The organism is Rhodococcus sp. FW305-130 (genome assembly GCF_058788335.1).
In genome coordinates this window covers 388,482-406,536 of record NZ_JBYTAP010000007.1, presented here as the reverse complement: position 1 = coordinate 406,536, position 18,055 = coordinate 388,482, and the positions used below count along the sequence as shown (strand labels likewise).

Here is an 18,055-nt window from a genome sequence, read left to right as displayed (position 1 = left end):
GTGAGGTGTGCCGCCTGACAGCGTCCCGAATCGGACCTGGGGATAACTCTCACACTGTGATGTTCGACTTGGTGATCAGTGACGAATCGGGCGAGGCAACACGCCCGACACGCCGACGCGCCGACTGTGGAAAAACTATTTTCATCAACAGGCCTGTGAAATTGTGGATAGCCATCTACCTGGTCTTTTGTGGTTGCTAGGCAAAGTAGTCCCCAAATGCTCCACAGGCGGTGCACACCGTGGGGCGGGAGTTTCCACAAAGCATCCACAGGTTTATCCACAGTCCGGTTTGTATGCGGACCTACTAGTCCCTAACGTCATCTCGGCGTCTATCTACAGCCCGGCCGAATGCGGCTAGGGGATGTCGGTGGGGGCAGGTACAAATGATGAGGGCGCTGCGGTTTCTGGCAGTGTCGTCGAGTGTTTTACGGGAAGGTCTCGCTTGTGGCTGTTGTAGATGATCGAGGACCTTCCGACTTCTCGGGGCCGGACTACCCGGGCCCTCCCGAGGCCGAGCCCGACCAGGAGTTCGGACGCCAGCCACCTCAGGACATGACTGCCGAGCAGTCGGTGCTCGGCGGCATGCTGCTGAGCAAGGACGCCATCGCTGACGTCCTCGAGGTACTGCGTCCGGGTGACTTCTACCGGCCCGCCCACCAGTCCGTCTACGACGTGATCCTGGACCTCTACAGCCGTGGCGAGCCCGCCGACCCGGTGACGGTCTCCGCCGAGCTCGACCGTCGAGGTGAGCTCCGCCGTATCGGTGGTGCTGCCTACCTGGTGACGCTGACCCAGACAGTGCCCACAGCCGCCAACGCCGCCTTCTATGCCGAGATCGTGGCCGAGAAGTCCGTGCTGCGTCGTCTGGTCGACGCCGGTACTCGCATCGTCCAGTACGGCTACGCCGGCACCGAGGGCCAGGACGTGGCCGAGGTTGTCGACCGCGCGCAGGCCGAGATCTTCGAGGTCACCGAGCGTCGAACCACCGAGGACTTCGTACCCCTCACCGAGCTCCTCCAGCCCACGATGGACGAGATCGACTCCATCGCCAGCCGAGGCGGAATTTCCCTCGGTGTGCCCACCGGATTCAAGGATCTCGACGAGATCACCAACGGCCTTCACGCTGGTCAGATGATTATCGTCGCGGCTAGACCTGGTGTGGGCAAATCGACCCTTGGAATGGATTTTTTGCGTTCCTGCTCCATCACGCACGGCATGGCCAGCGTCATGTTCTCGTTGGAAATGAGCAAAACCGAGATCGTCATGCGTCTGCTGTCCGCAGAGGCAAAGATCAAGCTCGGCGACATGCGCTCCGGAAAGATGACCGACGACGACTGGACCAAGCTCGCGCGTCGCATGAGTGAGATCAGTGAGGCGCCGCTATTCATCGACGACTCCCCCAACCTCACTATGATGGAAATTCGCGCAAAAGCGCGGCGGCTCAAGCAGAAACACGACATTCGCCTGATCGTGATCGACTACCTCCAGCTGATGAGCTCAGGTAAAAAGGTCGAGTCCCGTCAGCAGGAAGTCTCCGAATTCTCCCGTAGCCTAAAGCTTTTGGCGAAGGAGCTCGAAGTTCCGGTTGTCGCGATCTGTCAGCTCAACCGTGGTCCCGAACAGCGAACCGACAAGCGTCCGCAGGTCGCCGACCTTCGTGAGTCCGGATCGCTCGAGCAGGACGCCGACATGGTGATTCTGCTGTACCGCCCCGACGCGACCGAGCGAGACGATCCCCGTGGCGGTGAAGCCGACCTGATTCTGGGTAAGCACCGTAACGGCCCAACCGCGACAATCACTGTGGCGCACCAGCTTCACCTGTCCAAGTTTGTGGACATGGCCCGTGGATAGTGGCTGCCGCCATCGCCTGGTGATGAGACAAAAATCGGACATCATGAGATTTTGAGACAAACACCTGCAGTTTTGTGAATTTGAGACAAATGCGGGCTGAGCCCACTCTCAGCTTTCTGAAGGTTGGAATTGCTGCGTGCCAGGACACTGTTTCCTGCACACAGCGACGCCTTGCGGGCAAATACGACCGCAAGACGTCGGTATCGTTGGGGGTTTAGGTTGGTCGGGGTGGTTCGTAGCTGGCTATCTGCCGGAGGCGATCGATGTTCGCCCGCACGAGGTGGTACAGCGAACTGCCAGTCGGTGTGAGTTGGCGTGGCCCGTGGCTGGTATCTCGTGTGAAAACGTCGGTTCCGAGTGCCTTGGCAAGGTAGGTGTATTCCCGGCGTATCTGGGTGGGTCGGACCCCGAACATCGCGGCAGCGTCGCCATCGAGCTTGCAGTGGGCGCTGTCGGCGAATCGGCAGAGTCGAAGTGCTGCAATCTTTTCGCCGGCGAGCGCCAGATGGACGAGTTCTTCGGGGTCGCCTGCAGCGGATGCTGCGAGTGTGAGTGAGAGGCTCGTTCGTCGGAGATCGCTGCGACCGATGTCGGGGAGGTAGCGTTCTTCGCGCCCGCGGTCCGCCCATGTATCAGTTTCAATTGTGAATTGTGGTGTATAACTTACTGGTTCACCGATTCGATGCTTCAGCAAAAGGCGTTGCGCGACTTCGCCGGACTTGTCTTGGAGGTCGACCGGCATCGTCAGGACGAACTTGCGGTAGCTGTAGGCTGCGGGGCCGTGGAGCAGAGCGGCTCCGTAGGTCACGAGCGGGTCGCTGCCGGTCAGGAGCTGCCAGATATAGCGTTGGATCTTCCATGTGAATGCGGTGGTCAGGTAGGTGTTTGCTGCTCGGGCGAGAAGTCTGGTGTGGTTACGTCCGATGTCGGATGGCGCGGGGAAGAGGTGGCGCCGCCTCCGGTAGTCGATCGGTGGCGGGTATGACAGTAGATGCGCATGCAGGTTTTGAAGGTAGTTGAATACTTCGGTTCCGTGTTCGTTGCTGATGAGATGGTTTAGTGCATAGCGGATTTCGTCGGCGTTGTAGTCAAGGCTGAATTCCAGGGCGAGTCGGTTGTAGTCTGGTTTGCGTCCCATCGAGGCGAGTGCGATCGGTGCGGTGAGCGGGAAGAGTCGTATGACTCGGTCGGGGAGTTCGGGAGCGTTGTCGCGTACCTGCCTCCAGATGCAGGAGGGAAGATTCATCGCGTCGATCGATCGTGTGGTGGCGTTAGTCAATGCCTTCGCGGAATGCTGTGGTCGGCGGCGTCCGAGCCGGTCGCTCAAGACGGTTCCGGTTTGTGGCGGTCGGCGCCAGCTGAGTAACCGTTCGAGGTGGACGGTGCAGGTGGCGTGGTTCCTTCGTCGTAGATGGTCGATGATGTGTGTGATTCGCGATGGTGACAACCACGTATCAAGTAAGTCTCTGCCGCTGGCAGCGGTGGTGAGGATGCCGATCGCCGCGGTTTGTGCGATGAGAAACTGTGGGGTTGTTACTTCGGATACTCCACTTCGGCCCATGGGTGTGCTGACGAAGTCCGACCGACTCAGTTTTTGAGTCCACGCTCCTGGGTCCGGGCTGTCGGGGATGGATCCGACGCCATCGACGTAGGTCATGGCGTTGAGAGCGTGCCGGGTCAGGAGCGAGGCGTCTGTGAGGATGCTTTCCGCGCTGAGGAACTCGTCGCCGGTGTATGCGCATGAAGCGCCGTTGGTGTGCAGGATTCTGGTGAGCCATGAGTGCGTTTCGTAAGCGGCCGAGTGGATTTCGATTGTGTGCGCCGTGTTCTGAGCCAGGATTTCGGTGGCACATCCGTGACTGCATCTTCTGAGGCGCCATGCGGATATGTGGGAGCCGGTAGTGCGTGGGTGGTGTGTGCGCGTGTCACGCGCTCTCGATCCGCACGCGGGACAGTTGTCTCTTAGCACTGTGTGGTGTTCCTCGCAGATGTTGATCCAGCGCAGGTGCCAAGGCAATTTCCAGCGGAGATCGTCGTCGATGAGACATATGGGGCAGTAACCGGTTCCGCGTACCTGAGACCATGGGCCGGTCGATGAATCACGCGTGACGTTCGCGAGCCCGACAGGCTTGTATCGACGTAGTGTCGCCTCGGCCAATCGGTCAGGGTCCACACCGGTGCACTCGGAGACGCGAAGGAGCGAGGGGTCGTCGACGGCCCTGGTGAGGGGTAGGGCTTTGTCCTTGTTGATGGTGTCGTCGTGGCCTGTAATGTCGCGTGGGCGGCACCCGTTGAGATCGGCGAGAAGTTCGATCCAAGAATCGAGTGACTCGTCGTGAAGAAGATCGGCTCGGATTGGAATCATTCGGTGGCCTTTCTCTTGGATTCGAAGATGAGGTCATTGACTGTGGGGCTCCGGCGGTGGGCAATTGCGGCGATAGTGGCGTCCTTGAGCAGCTCGAGGGACAGGCCTGTTCGGCCGCCGGACGCGTGAAAGAGGTTGGCGGCGAACGTCGCGTCACGGAGTTCGCTGCTGTCGAGTCCGTCGATGAGTTCAAGTCGGCCGATCAGTGCACCGATACGTCGATGCCAGGCTCGCATTTGAGTCTTGTCCGTGTCGACGAACGGCATCAGATCGCGACGATGCATTCGACCAGCGAGCTGCACTGCTGCGGAGTATTCGTCCTCTGAGCGATCCGTCCGTCTGAGGAGGGCGCTGTTTTCGAGTCCGGCTCCGACGAAGACGAAACTGACAGGAAGCGCGTCGACCGTCATTTTCAGGTTGTCGGTCAGATCACGAGCGGCACCCACGCGGCGAAGCATGTGCGCGTCGTCGACGACGATCATCCGAGTTCCGATGCTGGGCAGCACTGTTCGTAGCTGCCGGAGCATGTCGGCCCCCGTCGCCAGCCTGGTGTTCGGGACGCTGGCGAATGCGCCGATAGCCCGTAGGAGTGTCGGCCAGCTTGCGCCCGCATCGCTGACGAAAACTACCGGTATGTGTTCGGCTCGAATACCTTTTCCTGGATCGTGAGGATGTTTGAGTAGGTCGTCATGTATTCGGAGCATGGCGGCCGTGGTCGCCTGTGTTTTTCCGACGAGTGATGGCCCGTTGATCGCGACCCATCGACGGCCCGCATTCACCGAAGTGGCGTTGTGGTCGAGCAACTTGCGCATGTCGTTTTCGATCGTTTGGATGTCGGAAGTCTCGATGGGGCCGATCGATCTGATCCATCGGGCGAGTGTGATCCCATCACCGTCGATCCCGCACGGCGGCGCATCGGCAGAGTCTCGCCGCCGCAGTCGAGGCCAGTCTGCGCGGTTCTGTAGGACGGGTGGCTGATCTGCTATGAGGGAACGAATGGCAGATGTTGTCTGGATTGTCATGGGTCACCACACCTCGTCGGTATCGGCTGGCTCGAGATCCCAGATCGCGAAAGTGTCCACGTCGACTGGCGGTAGTGCCGGCATGCCGATGCCGCTTGTCTCAGTCGTTCCGGGGTTCGACTGCGGGACCGGAGCTGAGTTCGCGACACGGGCGCGGTCAAGGGACCAACGTTTGCGTTCGTGTTCGGCTAGTTCGTCAGCGAACTTACAGAAGGCAATTTCGGCGTTGTCTCGCTCTTCGCGGGTCAACCGATTGCGCCCGAGGAACTGCGAAAAGTCATCTGCGACAAGGTCACTGAACGGAGGAAATGTCGTACCGTCGTCGTGGATGGCGGTGAGGGTGTGCCAGCGCCCGTCGAAGTCGTCTCGAAAGAACATCCGAGACCTGTCGTAGCTGTCGTAAAAGAACCGGCGCTTGCGTCCAGGCCGAGCCAACGGCGAGATGGACCCTCTCCGAACCTCGTTGAGGATCGGTCCATCGTAGCGGAAGTCTCGATAGTGAACGCCGTCCGACGACACTGCAAGATCGGCACAGTCGAGGAAACCGAACACGTCATCGGGGTGGGGAGCTACGTGCAGATCACCACCCCGAATCAAGCATTGCTCATACCGCTGGGCGGGAGTCAAAAAGTGCCCCTTCTTGGTTGCTGACGGTAGTCCGCTGTGAGGAAGATGCGGATAGTAGGTCATCGCCCATTCCTTGCAGATCGATTGCACCGCAGACAATGTCAGAGTGGCATTGACATCATCGCCTCGGTTTTCGGGACCGTTGCCGGTGAAGCCATCGAGGTTCTGCTGCATGATGGCTAGTGACCGATTCACAGACTCGACGTAGGGCTTGTCCATGCCGCGTCGGGTTCGTGCCAGTTCGATCGTGCTACCCCACCGTGCAAGCGCATCGACGACACGGTAATTCTCGTACTCGCTGCCGTGATCGATAACCAGCACGCCGATACCCATCCCTGGATGGACGAGCGTTTCTCGGGGCACGCCCAGCGCAAGAGTGTGGGGGCGGGCAATTTCAGGTAGGACGAGCGGCGACATTACGTCGAAGAGCAGCATCCGCGTGTCTCGGCCCGATGGCTTCTCAGCCGTGACCCGTACCGTGACCAGTCGAGTTGCCACACACACGGCGACGCTGATCCATGGCCGTATTTCCTTTCCCGTGTCGGGGCATCTAATCCACACGTTGAGTTCGGTGGCATCAATTTCAATTCTCTCGCCGGGCATTGACGGTGCAGGCCTGCGATATCCGCGTTGAGCCCGGGCGTTGTTGGTGCGACGAGTCCGTGCTGTGCCCGCGAGAGTCAGTTCGGTGGACAGTATCCGGACGACAGCTTCGAGGCGGAAAGATGTGAGCAGTGGGTCGTTGATTCCCAGGTGGTCTAGCTCTCGCAGCACTCGCGTCTTCCTCGCTTGGAGACCCACCGTCGACTTGTGCCTCGCCAGATCCAATAACACTCGGTAGATTGTGTCCAATGTGCCCTCGCGGAGACCCAATCTCGGGTCGTCGGGGCGCGATTTGTCAGCGTGACGAGGAATGAGCGCGTGGATGCCGCCGCTCTCGAAATCCGAAACCATGCGATACAACTGAGCGCGTGAGTATCCACGGGTGCCTGCGAGATCTCGGGTCAGCGTCCGGAGTCTCGATGGCCGCGTGGTCAGTGCAGGGTTGTACCGAGGATCGCTGTCGGGGCCGACAACTCCTGACGGGTCCCCGTGGATCACAGTGCGTGCGTGTGCGGCTCGTTCGATCGTTTGCAACTTGACGTGCGTCGGTAGATCGTCGAGTAGGTCGCTGTCGCTGGTGTCGGTGATCCTCGGCTGATCGATCATGCAGAAGTCATTGAACATCCAAATAGCCTGCAGCAGAGCTGTTTCGATGTACTCGCCGGCATCATTTCGCAGAGTCGCAGTTGGTGGGGTCAGTGTCGCCGCGATCGAGATCACCGTACATAGCTGCCCGTCCACCTCGAAGCGGGTTCCCAGGCCGAACGTGTTGGTATTCATCGCCATGCCACCTCCGACGCCTGCGTGATGGGCCGGTCGAGATCGACGTCGAGATGGCACTGCGCGAGCGCCCGCAGAGCCCGTCCACGTCCTACCGGGCCGCCGCCGAACGCATCCGACACTGCACCAAGGCTTTTCGTTGACTGAATGTCGCTACCCGCCACCCACCAAGGCTCTTTCATGGCAGGCGCTTTCCACCGGAGCGCGCCGAGCAGGCGAAGATTCACAGTTCGCTGGCGCGGCATCGTCCCACATACGCGGTAGTCGATGCCGTGCGCCCGAAACGTTTCCGGAAGTAGCTCGGTCAGTATCACTCGGGCGTACGTGCCCATGTCGTCTTCGGCGCGCACGCTGACGATCTCTACACCACTGTCGCAGGACACTAGGAGGTCCGGTATTTGAAGGATGCACCGCTCCCCAACGGGCCAAGACAGCACACAGGCCTGGCTTTGATAGCGGTGCACGTCGGCTCGGCGGTCGAGTTCCATCATCCAGAGTTGCTCGAGCTTGGATTCGGCCCATACTACGGCTGGTAGGCCAGCAAAACGGGCAGTATGGATCATCAGGTTTGAGCGTGAATGCATATGTGACCCCAGCCGGCGCACCGGCATCACGGACTCGACATTCGTTCTCGTCAGGGTTGCTACCGGCGCGATGCGGGTGTCTGCGCCGTCCCACAAAATCACGCTGCATTCGGCGACGGCCTTGGCCCGGATTTGTGGATCGCGAAGTGCGTCGAGCGCATCCCGGCGGGGCAATGCGCGGCGGAGGTGCGCAGTGATCTGTTTGGGTGAGCGACGAACTCCTCGGCGCGCACTCACAGAAGTGCCTGGTACCAGCGGCGATCTCATCGTGGACCCCAGACTGGTAGCCCGGCACAGTGGTCGAGTACAGGTCGATCTGCCGCTTCAAGGAGTCGATCCGCAACGAATAGAACCTTGACAACGCCCGATGGGCAGGCTGAAATAGACATAACAAACCTCCAAGTCAACAAGGTGAGTTTGGGTGAGGCAGCGGCGACCACCGCTGTTGAGATTTGAGGAAAAGCCGGGTTGGCGCCCGGCTTTTTCCATGCCCAGAATGGCTAGGGACCGTCACGGCTTCGTCGCGAGCACTCGCATTCAAGAGCGTCAAGAGCCTCAGCAGTTACTGCACTGAGCGTGCGCTGGGACAGCCGTGCGCGCTCGTAGAGGCGTTGGGCAGTCTTAGCGGGCAGTCGGACCTCAACCCGCACGGTGTCGTCCGGCTCGAAGTTCCTCGTCGTGCGTCGCCCAAAATGAGCCGACGGAAGTTCTATCATCGAGTGCGCCATCCTTTCGCCGTGTTTCAATTTCTGGTCGGCGCACCTCCGATGTCACACAGAGTACCGGCTCGGCCCGGTACTCCACAATGGATTCGACCGTCGAATTAGGTGTGCAATATTTCGAAATATGTGGTGGAGCAGCGTGATTGCTGTCGGGCAAGCGTGTGTCACCGCCCCGATCAATGATCGGGTGGGGTCCTGTTCCGGTTCGGCTCCATGATTGGCTCTGGGCCGCGACTGACTTGACCGGATTGGAAGTTGACGCTCGTAGAAGGTAGGCCAAACGGGACGTCGCGGCTCACAATCTAGCGAAGTTTCTTGCTGCAATGGTGCCGGCGCACATACTCTGATTTGATCGCCGAGTACGCGATTGAGGAGGTGATCTGTGATGAGTGCACTCTCGACTGGCGCGCGGATCGAGAAGGCGAGGCTCGCTGCCCAAATCGCAAGCCGACGCGAACTGGCCGACAAAGCTGGTATCTCCCCGTCCACTCTCTCGCGCATCATCGCTGGCACCCAGCCGGCGAAGGCGAACGAGCTACTCGCTCTCGCGATGGCGCTCGGTTGTAACTTGGCCGAACTGGCAGGCATCGCCACGACGGCTGGACACCTCCAGTGCGGAGCTCGGCCGGACAGTGGCGCGAACTTTGAGGTGATGCGAGAGCAACTGCTCCAGTTCTTCGAACTCAACTCCTACCTGGACGAGCAGAGCATCAGCCTCCGCCAGTAAACACAGAGACAGACGTCAGCAATCACGGGCAGCGCCCTCGCTCGAGCTAACGCGACATCCGCCGCGTAGCTTCGAATGCTTCAAACCCTTTTTCTTGCATAGTGTTTCGCTCGTGACCTTGTAGTTCTTGTAGGGGATGCGGGCAGGCGCATTTGCTGGGGAAAGCTTGTGCGGCTTCCTTTCGTCTTCCGGTGGCTACGGCATTAGGGGGTGCAGCAACGGCATTGCGAGTGCAGCAATGAATCAGGTCTGAAGTCGATCAAGGTGCAGAACTTGCCGCAGTTTTCAGGCTCGGGGCTCTTCGAGCGTCGACCGCGGATCGAAGTCGGTGGACGCATGACTCAATCCGAGGCCATCACCAATTTCTTCTGAATCACCGAACTCGTCTGACCAAACAATCCGTCGGAGGTCAATCCGCAACGGATGAGGGTCTGGCCAGGTGCCGCTCCCTCGCCCAACTCCGCTGGGCGTCCGAGAAGTCTCTAGTGCCACACAATCCACCGCCGAGTGGACCTTGGGCCGCGCCTCTCCCCACATTCGACAGAGATCCGAGGAGAAGATCGGACCTGGCGGAGCAGTTCACCATCGCCGAGTTCACCGGAGGACCAGCAGCGCATGTCGAAGTCATCGAGATCGCGATCTTGGTGCCGGCTCTTGGCCTGGCAGACGAGCTGCTGTAGGCGAGGTTCGCTCTGTCTGCAGCATCCGAAACAACCGCGCTTCGTTGCCGGTGGTAGAGGAAGCCCGAAGCGATCATCATCTCTCGCAAAATCGCATGCCTTGGGAAAGGCGGTTTGTGATTCATCAGTACTGTGAGTCGCTTCATCCGGCCCCAAAACGATGCGCGGGTTCGGTGATGCTGACGCCGGATGACGCTCCGGCGCCGCCTACTGACTGTCGGCATCGCACAATATCCGAATGATGACAACAGATTCGCCGCATGGAGATTCGCGAGTAGACAGGCCGCCAGTTCTTGAGCCGCCACCTGGATCGCGCGGCACGCGGATCGGGTTCTTTGCAGGCACCGCGCTCGCTACGGTGAGTGCCGCCTTGTTTATAGTGTCGGGATTTGCGATCCTTTCCGGAGGTTCGGGGGTCGCGCAGCCCGTTGCGACAATCCTCGGTGGAGCTGGCGTTCTCGGGGCCGGTGTCCTCACTTTCCGATCCGCACACAACACTCGAATTAGTGCGGAGAGAACCGCCGCTGAACAACTCACACATGCGGCAACCGAACTTGAACACGCGAAAAGCGTCGCGGCAGACGAGAAAGCGAGACACGAGAAGCAATTTGAGGAGCAGCGACAACAAAGCGAGCTTAGTCGGGCGGAGCAAACGAAGACGGACGAGCGCAACCATCACCGAGAAGTGATACGAGACTTACGATCTCGATACACCACCTGCGCCGAACAACTCGCCCACGAATCCGCTGCTATCCGGCTCGCTGGCGTCTACGCCCTCGCATCCCTTGCCGACGACTGGCAGCAACAGAACGACCGCAATGAGAAACAAGTCGCCATCGACCTACTCCGCGCCTACCTTCGCACCCCCAACACTCACACTCCAGAACTGATCGCGGCCATGCTGCCAGATACGGGCGAGCTGGAAGTGCGCAAGACTATCCTCCTCGCGTTGCACAACCGCTCAGCTGAAGAGACCTCGGATCCGAAAAGCTGGAAAGGATTCGACTGCACCATTAGCCGTGCGGACCTATCCAACTTGAATCTGACCTCCTCAGACATTCCCGGAGCATTCCTTCGGAGTGTGAACCTATCCGGTGCGATTCTGACCGGTGCGAACCTGACGTCAGCGAACCTGGGTGGCGCAGATTTGGTATCCGCGGACTTGACTTGGGTAAATCTTTCTGGTGCGAAATTGTTTCACGCGGACTTGACGGGTGCGATCCTGGTTGACGCAGATTTGTCGAGCGCGAACCTGACCCGCGCGGATTTCTCCGGGGCTCATCTATCTGGTGCGAACCTGACTTCAGCGAACCTGACCTCGGCGAACTTGCTAGATGCCGTCATGTTCACTGTGAACCTGTCTGGTGCGAATCTGTCCAGTGGAAAGTTGTCCGGTGCGGACTTATCTGACGCGAATCTATCTGGAGCAAACTTGACCGGAGCGAAGTTATCCGGCGCAGATTTGGGGTCCGTGAACCTGACCGCAGCAACATTAGTTGACGCGGACTTAACGAACGCCGATCTCACCGAAGCGAACCTGACCAACGCGAACCTGCACGCTGCAAATCTCGCAGGTGCAAAGATTGAACGTGCAAACCTTAGCCACATTTACTGGAGTGCGCTCACAGTGTGGCCGGACGAATTCTCCCCGCCCGCGTCACGTGACCGCCCCTAGGCGGGGAAGGGGGTGTCTACGGTTCGCCTAGGCAGTGCCTCAATATCGGCCATTACCGAGCGATGATCCACGCGAGGGCAACAGCGTCACTTCTGGCCGATGGTTCCGGCTGAATTCCGTCATGGATGCCTCCATCCCCTCGTCCCCGGGAGCGCTTAGCGTTCTGGCGGCCGGGTTCATGAATCCCGGGAGTAGCAGTTTCTGGCGTAGCGGTGCACCGCGTGGCTGTCGGTGAACCGGACTGACAGTGATCTAACCTATTGCCTAGCGAGGCGCCGACACGAGAGGGCAGGAATAAATAGTGGACAAGTTTGACGAGGGGTTGCGCTGTCAAGATGTTCATGCTGGACTACGAAATGTCAATCCCAATTCGGGAGTCCTAGTTCCGCTCGCCGGGACCCAGATGATCGGAATGGCAGCCAGTGTGGCGGCACTCGTTCGCGGATTGGACGTTGTTAGTGACGCGCAAGCACTGCGAGCGGTCGCGGCCGAGCAATTGGATGTGAGTCCGTATGCTTTTGACAACGTCATAAGATCTCTCGCGGATCTGGAATTTATCCAGGGTGTCGTCTACGAATCTGATCGGGTTGTCCGATTCACTGAAACTGTCCCATTTTACGACGATTTGTACGGCCGCCTTGGGGAAGCGTGGCGTGAAAAGCAGCCGACGGACCTCGAAGAGCAAATGGTTATTGCTGTCGATCGACTGGCTGAATCTCCGGTCCCGGTGGAGGAACTTGCAAGCCGGGCGGGTCTGGACTCCACGGACCTCCCGAGATTAATTGAAATCGGAGCACAATCCCAGTTAATCAAGACCATCGAAGTCTCGGGCGGGTTAGTCGCATACTCGCCATTCTTTGGGTTTGAGAATCCAGCTCTACTGGCAGAGTTGATACGGGATCACGGACCAGCGCAAATAGCGGACGCATTCGCGGCCGTCGTTGGTGAGCAAGGTCTGCCTGTCGAGTCGGCGAACAAAGTTCTCATAGACGCAGTTGGAAGGGGTCTGATACTCGCGCCTGCCGTTGAGTTGCCCGGAGGAACCTTGCAACCCTTTGCTACCCTCCCTTACAGCCTGGACTCAACGCTACTGAGGTCGAGGAAGCCAGTCTTGGAGAAGGCTCTCGCTGTGGTCGCTTGCCTCCGCTGTGGGCAGCATTTTGGCGGCTACAATAATTTGTCGGCCGCTGGTTTGATTAATGTCATTGACAAACTACTCGACCCAAATCGTGGATATCTTAATCCGCGAGGGGAGCATGAACGTCAATATCGCCTGATGCACCGCAGTGGCCTCATTGCCTTTGGGCCCGACTTAAGGCATGGGGGTACATGGGTGACACCGCGTTTCATCGACACCACTGATAATAGGGAAGCGCTCGGAATTGCGAGAGACTTGCTGTCTCAGGGTCAGCAAATTGAGGGTCGTGGCGGCGGGGACGAAGCTCGTAAGATATTGGAACTCGGCGCGCCGTACACTGCGCCGATGCAGACCCTCAATCGAATGAAGAACAAGCCTAACATTGATGATAAGTCCTGGCAGGCGGTTATCGATAAAGCGTTGGGGAGAGGCGCACGGTGAGTGAACTCGATTTGGGGCTCAAAGTCGCGGCACGCCGGTTGTTGTGGCGCATGGGATACACAACGCGTATCGATGTTCAACTCCGGAGCGTGGGCGGAGTTGCGACTGCTTCGGCTGGGAGCCCTCGTCGGTCGGCTGGGGCGGAGTCGTTTACAGATCTTGATGTGCTTGGCCTTACGATATCTGGTGGCTACCGAGTTGAAAGTGCCATCGTAGACTGTAAAACCACTGCCAAGGGATCTACCGGCCGAATGTTCTGGGTTCGTGGAGTCGCGGATCTATTCGCTGCCGACGCAGCGTATATGTTGCGCGAGACCGACGTGTCACACGCAGCGAGACAGCTCGCGAATCGACTCCACATAACAGCATTGAATAGCAAGGAGCTAGCTCAGGCGGAAGCATTTCATCCAAGCGACCTTCCGCTGAATTCCGGGCCAGTGTCTTGGCTGTTTGATCGCGATAAGACCCAAAAAGTTCTCCACGCATTTAGTGGTCTGGATGGACGGCTGAGAGAGCTGCGTGACTATCGAGAGTTTGATTATTGGGTGGGAGAAGAATACCGAAGTCTCACGCAGATTGTGGAGCAGCTTCGCTTGTCCAGTCGATTGCTCTCGCCGAGAAATCCTCACCATGTATCCCTAGTGATCGATTTCGCCTGGTTGTATACCGTCAGCCTCACGCACGCAATCGAAAACATCCGAAAGGCGTATATAAGCGATCTGGACCTCGGGTTGTCACAATACATCTTAGGTGGCCCGAACGGTTTTTCCGAGAAAAAAGAGCTGTCAAAGATGCTCGCGCATCTGAGCCAGAACGGTGCAATTCCGCAGGATGTTTATGTTGATCCGCTTCCTTCGTATCACTCCCGTTTGCTGGAGCTCACTGCACGTCTGCAGCGTCGACCGGCTCATATACTTTCCGCGTTGCGGTTGCTCGAAGTGGGAGCCTTCACCGCTGCGCTCAAGGAAAAGATTTCAGCGCCTACTGACACGGGTGCACTCTACGATGAAGTTGGGGCAAAGTTGGCGGCCGATGTGGTCAATTTTCTCGTGACTACCTCGGACCTTGATTCGGGATTCACTGCGCGTGCACGCTCTATTCTGCTGGGAGAGGAATTCGTCGATCCTGAGAGCGTGAAGTCGAGGTAGTGATCGTGTTCGGGGGATTCGCCCGGACCGTCCCTCAACGTGACTGTAGGCGGTCGACACTTCTATACATTTCAGTCATGCCTCGGCCGACTCGACGGTCTGTAATTGACTTCGCGTCAGGGTCGCTAGGAGGGACGCGTGGGCGTTGACTAGGCCGGGTCGGCCTGCACTGGTCGGTCGCCAACAGGCCACAAACCGTCGGGGCAGCGAGCGCAACGTCGGGACCGTGTCGAGCATCAATCTACCGTTCTGCGAAACGCCAACTCGGGATCACCAAGGCGGACGCCGCGTGTGAGTGAAGGGCTTGATGCAGAGCCCTGGTTGTTCAACGCTCGGTTCTGGCTCTCTCGGAATCGGCTCGGGCGCCGTCGCTACGAACGGCGGTGAGCAGTTCGTCAAGGGTAGTAAAGACGGTTTCGGGGCGCCCGAGCGTTCGCTGGGCGTCTCGGAGTTGCGTGCCGGTGTGAGCCTCGGCGCACACGTACTGCGCGTAGCCGGCGGCGCTGGATAGGTGAAAAATGTCGACCAAGTCGTTCCGCTTCCACTTGCCCATGTGGTCGATAAACCGGCGGATAAAGAGTTCGGACATTAATCCGACCATGGGGGAATTCGCGAATAATCGCGCCAACTCAGCGTCGCTGAACATTGGGAAGTCTGTCGAGTTCGCCAGTCGGCGGTATGCGGCGGTGTAGTAGCCGATGTTTTCGTTCCAGTAGCGACGTCTAGCGAGTCGGCGACGTTGCTCCTTGGGTAGATGCTCTGCGTGGATTTGCGCCGTGATGGCTGCGTGATGGGTTACCCATTTAGTGATCGGGTTCTTCGGTATCCGCTCGGGGTCCACGAGCGCATCCAGGATGACGCTCGGCATGGTCAACATTGTCATTAACTTGTCCAGGTCTGGGGTCTCGTCGGTGATACTTAGGGAGGAGTCGCTGCCGAAGAGCGCACCGGGTTCTGTGACGATGGGATGTAGTACGGGTGCACTCTCTATACTGCCCAAACGCCTTCGCATGGACCGGTCGACTTCGTGCTTCCACAGATCGAGCGGGTTCCGAATCTGCCACCCGCTGGCCAGACGGGCCATCGCAATGCCGATCTCGTAGCGTCGGTCGCCATGTAACCCGGCGGTCTCGATCAGGTGTCCAGTTGAGAGGGGCAGGACGATGCCCCCATCGTTGGCGAGGTCGATGAGCTCCTGAGCTGCACGTCGCTCGCTGAGGTCCTTCACGCGAGCCGGTTCGTGCAGGACGTCGGCGACGGTTCGCCACCGGTTTTGGTCAAGGTAAACGGCCGGTCGGCCGTTGAGAGGCGGTGGGGATGCTGGATTGAACCCTTCGGTGAGGATGAGGTCGTGCCTGGTCGTGGTCGTATAGATCCACCACTTCTCCCAGTCGAAGGTCGACCCCTCGACTTGGGAGTTGATCGGCCTGTACCTGGCTTCGAGTTCGCTATCGAGGACCTGCCCGTCTTGGTAAACGACACGGACGGATCCGTTCTGGTAGTCGACATGCCAATACTTGAACATGTCAGCTGATATGGCCGTTGGTTCATCCATGGGGGCAGGTTAGCCGCGGGGACGAATGCAACTTGCACACCTGATCGGCTGAAGGTGTTCGTACGCCATCGGCGAATCCCTATCAGGCACACCAGCTAGTGTGCGATCCAGAATTAGTAGACAGCAGACAGGGCAAATTCACCGCACCCCGACGATGCCGTCGCATCCAAGTCCAGGCGCCCAAGCTGCTGCATTACGGTTCGGCGATATCAGACGATCCGAGCGTTGGTGATCTGAACCAACGGCGTGAGCGGATCTGGCGCGTTGCAATAGGCATCGAATTCAGAGAAGAAGGTGTCAGCGTCAATGGCCGCCTCGGCGGTGACAACGCCGCGATCGGTGACCGCGCCCCGGGCTATCAGTTGCAGGCCGATCGCGGCGGGAATCGAGGTTGAGCCTGCCATGCCACCACGCGGGAACCGAGTGAGCTGTGCACCGACCGCGTGGAGTTGGCCGTCCTTGATGCCCTTGGCCCACGTCCACAGGCCTGGGCCGTGCGGGTCCCTCGGATCGGCGAGTGCCGTCCGTGATTCATCAAGTGTTGCTTCGATCTCCGCTGCGGCGGCGATGTGGGTGAGTGCACGATTGTCGACTCGTTCCATGATCGAATCGACGCGGTCGAAGAACCACGGGTGCCCCGTCATCACGTTGAGGCTCGACTGGAGCGTCGTGTAAGTCCGGCGGAGCGTCACGGCCTCGGGGTGACCCAAAGTGCGTGCAGAGACTAGCCCGTAGCCGGGGTATTCGAGTTCGATGACTTCACGCGGGGTCACGTCCTGCAGCTTGCCGTCCCGGGTCACACGAATCGAGCCGGATGCTTGGATGACAAAGTGGACAGTCGCCGCGTTGGGGCGGTCAGGTGTGATTGAGATGGGCGCGATGGTCTGGATCGGCCACCCGGTGACGATCTCGGTCACCTCGTCGAGGTAGGTGACGGCCCGGGCGGCTAGCAGGTTTGACACCCCAGGGCTCGCACCCATCCCGATGAGAGCTGTGACGCCCGCTTCACGTGCGGCCGAGTCGAGTTCGAATGCTTCGAGGGTGGGCTCCCAGTCATCCATGATGTCAACGAAGTGACAGCCGGCTGTGATAGCGGCGGTGAGGATAATCTTGCCGAACCTGGTGAACGGACCGAGGGTACTCAGTACCCCCCACGCGCCGTCGAGGATCACAGACAGATCGGCGGACAGTGCGTCGACTCGGTCGGCACGAACGTGCTCACCGGCCGCGTCTGCGACAGCCTTCGCTTGGTCCACATCGAGATCTGCAACAACGATCTCGGTGAACTCGGGCATAGATGCCAGAGTCTCCACGGCTTTGGCGCCCATGGCACCGGCGCCCCCGAACACGACGATCTTCATAAAAACCTCTTCTGACTAGGTGTGGGCCGGCGAAGACACCTCCCTTAATGAAGGTTAATTAAGGGAGGTGTTTCCGTCAACAGCCGGAACAGGGGTCAGCTGACACCGACGATTCGCTCGACGAGGCCGACAACCCGATCCGCGAACTGTTCCTCGTTCATCTCTCCGTCGTACTCGAACCAGTTCGCGGAGTCCTCGCCAATACTCACGATCGCGCGGGTTGCAAACGTCGGACTGTCGGTCGTGAACACACCGAGGGTCACCCCCTCGCGAACGGTGTCACGCAAGGCGTTGAAGGTCTGGTTCTCCAAGGCACGGAATTCACTGCGAGACTCTTCGGACAGAACGGACATCAGATGTCCGGGTGCGTAGAGATTGGAGTATGCTTCCGCATCCGCCACTTGGCGCAGCTGACTGAGCACGTAGGCCCGTACGAGCGCCGCCAAGCGCTCGCGCGGCGTCGTCGCGGATTGTTGCGCGGCCAGAATCGTTCGAGTGAATCGTCGAAGGCTCCGGTCGATCACGGCGTGCAAGAGGACGGCCTTCGACTCGAAGTGCCAATACAAGGCTGGCGCAGAGACTCCGACGGCTGCGGCGATCTGTTTGAGCGACGCCGCTTCATATCCACGCTCGCTGAACAATCGCGCCGCCGCATCGAGAACGCGCTCGCGAGTGTCCTCGCTCTCGAGAGCAACCACGGCCGTCTTGGGCTCCTTGGGCATGGAGTGAGTCCTCTCTGAAACTTTGAACAACTGCTTGACGTCAGCTGATGTGAC

Annotated in this window: 13 protein-coding genes; 6 read left to right on the top strand and 7 right to left on the bottom strand. The window is 59.2% G+C overall.

From position 1 onward, the window contains the following. Positions 1 to 444: 444 nt before the first annotated feature. Positions 445 to 1,851: a replicative DNA helicase gene (gene dnaB / locus AC3WQS_RS23290; protein ID WP_019746049.1), complete on the top strand. Its 1,407-nt coding sequence runs from the start codon at positions 445 to 447 to the stop codon at positions 1,849 to 1,851. 214 nt (positions 1,852 to 2,065) lie between these two features. On the opposite strand, the gene AC3WQS_RS23285 is transcribed toward dnaB, so the two are convergent. From AC3WQS_RS23285 to AC3WQS_RS23270, 4 genes are read right to left on the bottom strand one after another with little or no spacing between them, the layout of a single operon-like run. Then, positions 2,066 to 4,216: a TniQ family protein gene (locus AC3WQS_RS23285; RefSeq protein ID WP_192712631.1), complete on the bottom strand. Its 2,151-nt coding sequence runs from the start codon at positions 4,214 to 4,216 to the stop codon at positions 2,066 to 2,068. Further along, positions 4,213 to 5,238 (bottom strand): TniB family NTP-binding protein, encoded by a 1,026-nt coding sequence (locus tag AC3WQS_RS23280; protein WP_192712632.1) that lies wholly within the window; start codon positions 5,236 to 5,238, stop codon positions 4,213 to 4,215. Before AC3WQS_RS23280 ends, AC3WQS_RS23285 begins: the two co-directional genes overlap by 4 nt. A 3-nt stretch (positions 5,239 to 5,241) precedes the next feature. Beyond that, a complete protein-coding gene (locus tag AC3WQS_RS23275; RefSeq protein WP_192712633.1) occupies positions 5,242 to 7,248 on the bottom strand; it encodes a TnsB C-terminal domain-containing protein in 2,007 nt (668 codons plus the stop codon). Then, on the bottom strand, positions 7,245 to 8,069 hold the full coding sequence (locus tag AC3WQS_RS23270; RefSeq protein ID WP_192712634.1) for a hypothetical protein: 825 nt from the start codon (positions 8,067 to 8,069) through the stop codon (positions 7,245 to 7,247). Before AC3WQS_RS23270 ends, AC3WQS_RS23275 begins: the two co-directional genes overlap by 4 nt. 870 nt (positions 8,070 to 8,939) lie before the next feature. Between AC3WQS_RS23270 and AC3WQS_RS23265 the strand changes: the two genes are divergently transcribed. The 5 genes from AC3WQS_RS23265 to AC3WQS_RS23245 all read left to right on the top strand — a co-directional run bounded on the left by AC3WQS_RS23265 (position 8,940) and on the right by AC3WQS_RS23245 (position 14,363). Continuing rightward, a complete protein-coding gene (locus AC3WQS_RS23265) occupies positions 8,940 to 9,281 on the top strand; it encodes a helix-turn-helix domain-containing protein (RefSeq protein WP_492712525.1) in 342 nt (113 codons plus the stop codon). Positions 9,282 to 9,766: 485 nt separating this feature from the next. Then, on the top strand, positions 9,767 to 9,961 hold the full coding sequence (locus AC3WQS_RS23260; RefSeq protein WP_492741554.1) for a hypothetical protein: 195 nt from the start codon (positions 9,767 to 9,769) through the stop codon (positions 9,959 to 9,961). Positions 9,962 to 10,199: 238 nt separating this feature from the next. Then, a complete protein-coding gene (locus AC3WQS_RS23255; protein WP_192712636.1) occupies positions 10,200 to 11,636 on the top strand; it encodes a pentapeptide repeat-containing protein in 1,437 nt (478 codons plus the stop codon). 301 nt (positions 11,637 to 11,937) lie between these two features. Next, entirely contained in the window at positions 11,938 to 13,215 is a 1,278-nt protein-coding gene (locus AC3WQS_RS23250; RefSeq protein WP_492712526.1) for a hypothetical protein, read from the top strand. Continuing rightward, positions 13,212 to 14,363, top strand: a complete 1,152-nt coding sequence (locus AC3WQS_RS23245; protein ID WP_192712638.1) for a hypothetical protein — start codon at positions 13,212 to 13,214, stop codon at positions 14,361 to 14,363. The genes AC3WQS_RS23250 and AC3WQS_RS23245 overlap by 4 nt, the downstream gene beginning before the upstream one ends. Positions 14,364 to 14,688: 325 nt before the next feature. Here the strand turns inward: AC3WQS_RS23245 and AC3WQS_RS23240 are convergent, their stop codons facing one another. The 3 genes from AC3WQS_RS23240 to AC3WQS_RS23230 form a co-directional block, all read right to left on the bottom strand. Further along, complete coding sequence (locus AC3WQS_RS23240) at positions 14,689 to 15,918, bottom strand: hypothetical protein (protein ID WP_192712639.1); 1,230 nt, start codon at positions 15,916 to 15,918, stop codon at positions 14,689 to 14,691. A gap of 209 nt (positions 15,919 to 16,127) precedes the next feature. Beyond that, entirely contained in the window at positions 16,128 to 17,279 is a 1,152-nt protein-coding gene (locus tag AC3WQS_RS23235) for a saccharopine dehydrogenase family protein (protein WP_192712640.1), read from the bottom strand. A 95-nt stretch (positions 17,280 to 17,374) separates the two neighbouring features. Continuing rightward, the gene (locus tag AC3WQS_RS23230) at positions 17,375 to 18,001 is read right to left on the bottom strand and encodes a TetR/AcrR family transcriptional regulator (RefSeq protein ID WP_192712641.1); all 627 of its coding nucleotides are present in this window, start codon (positions 17,999 to 18,001) and stop codon (positions 17,375 to 17,377) included. Between the last annotated feature and the right edge of the window lie 54 nt (positions 18,002 to 18,055).

Excerpts from the sequence above, each read along its gene's own strand:
- AC3WQS_RS23285 (WP_192712631.1), bottom strand. The coding sequence starts at position 4,216 with ATGATTCCAATCCGAGCCGATCTTCTTCACGACGAGTCACTCGATTCT.
- AC3WQS_RS23280 (WP_192712632.1), bottom strand. The coding sequence starts at position 5,238 with ATGACAATCCAGACAACATCTGCCATTCGTTCCCTCATAGCAGATCAG.
- AC3WQS_RS23275 (WP_192712633.1), bottom strand. The coding sequence starts at position 7,248 with ATGAATACCAACACGTTCGGCCTGGGAACCCGCTTCGAGGTGGACGGG.
- AC3WQS_RS23265 (WP_492712525.1), top strand. The coding sequence starts at position 8,940 with ATGAGTGCACTCTCGACTGGCGCGCGGATCGAGAAGGCGAGGCTCGCT.
- AC3WQS_RS23255 (WP_192712636.1), top strand. The coding sequence starts at position 10,200 with ATGATGACAACAGATTCGCCGCATGGAGATTCGCGAGTAGACAGGCCG.
- AC3WQS_RS23240 (WP_192712639.1), bottom strand. The coding sequence starts at position 15,918 with ATGGATGAACCAACGGCCATATCAGCTGACATGTTCAAGTATTGGCAT.
- AC3WQS_RS23235 (WP_192712640.1), bottom strand. The coding sequence starts at position 17,279 with ATGAAGATCGTCGTGTTCGGGGGCGCCGGTGCCATGGGCGCCAAAGCC.
- AC3WQS_RS23230 (WP_192712641.1), bottom strand. The coding sequence starts at position 18,001 with ATGCCCAAGGAGCCCAAGACGGCCGTGGTTGCTCTCGAGAGCGAGGAC.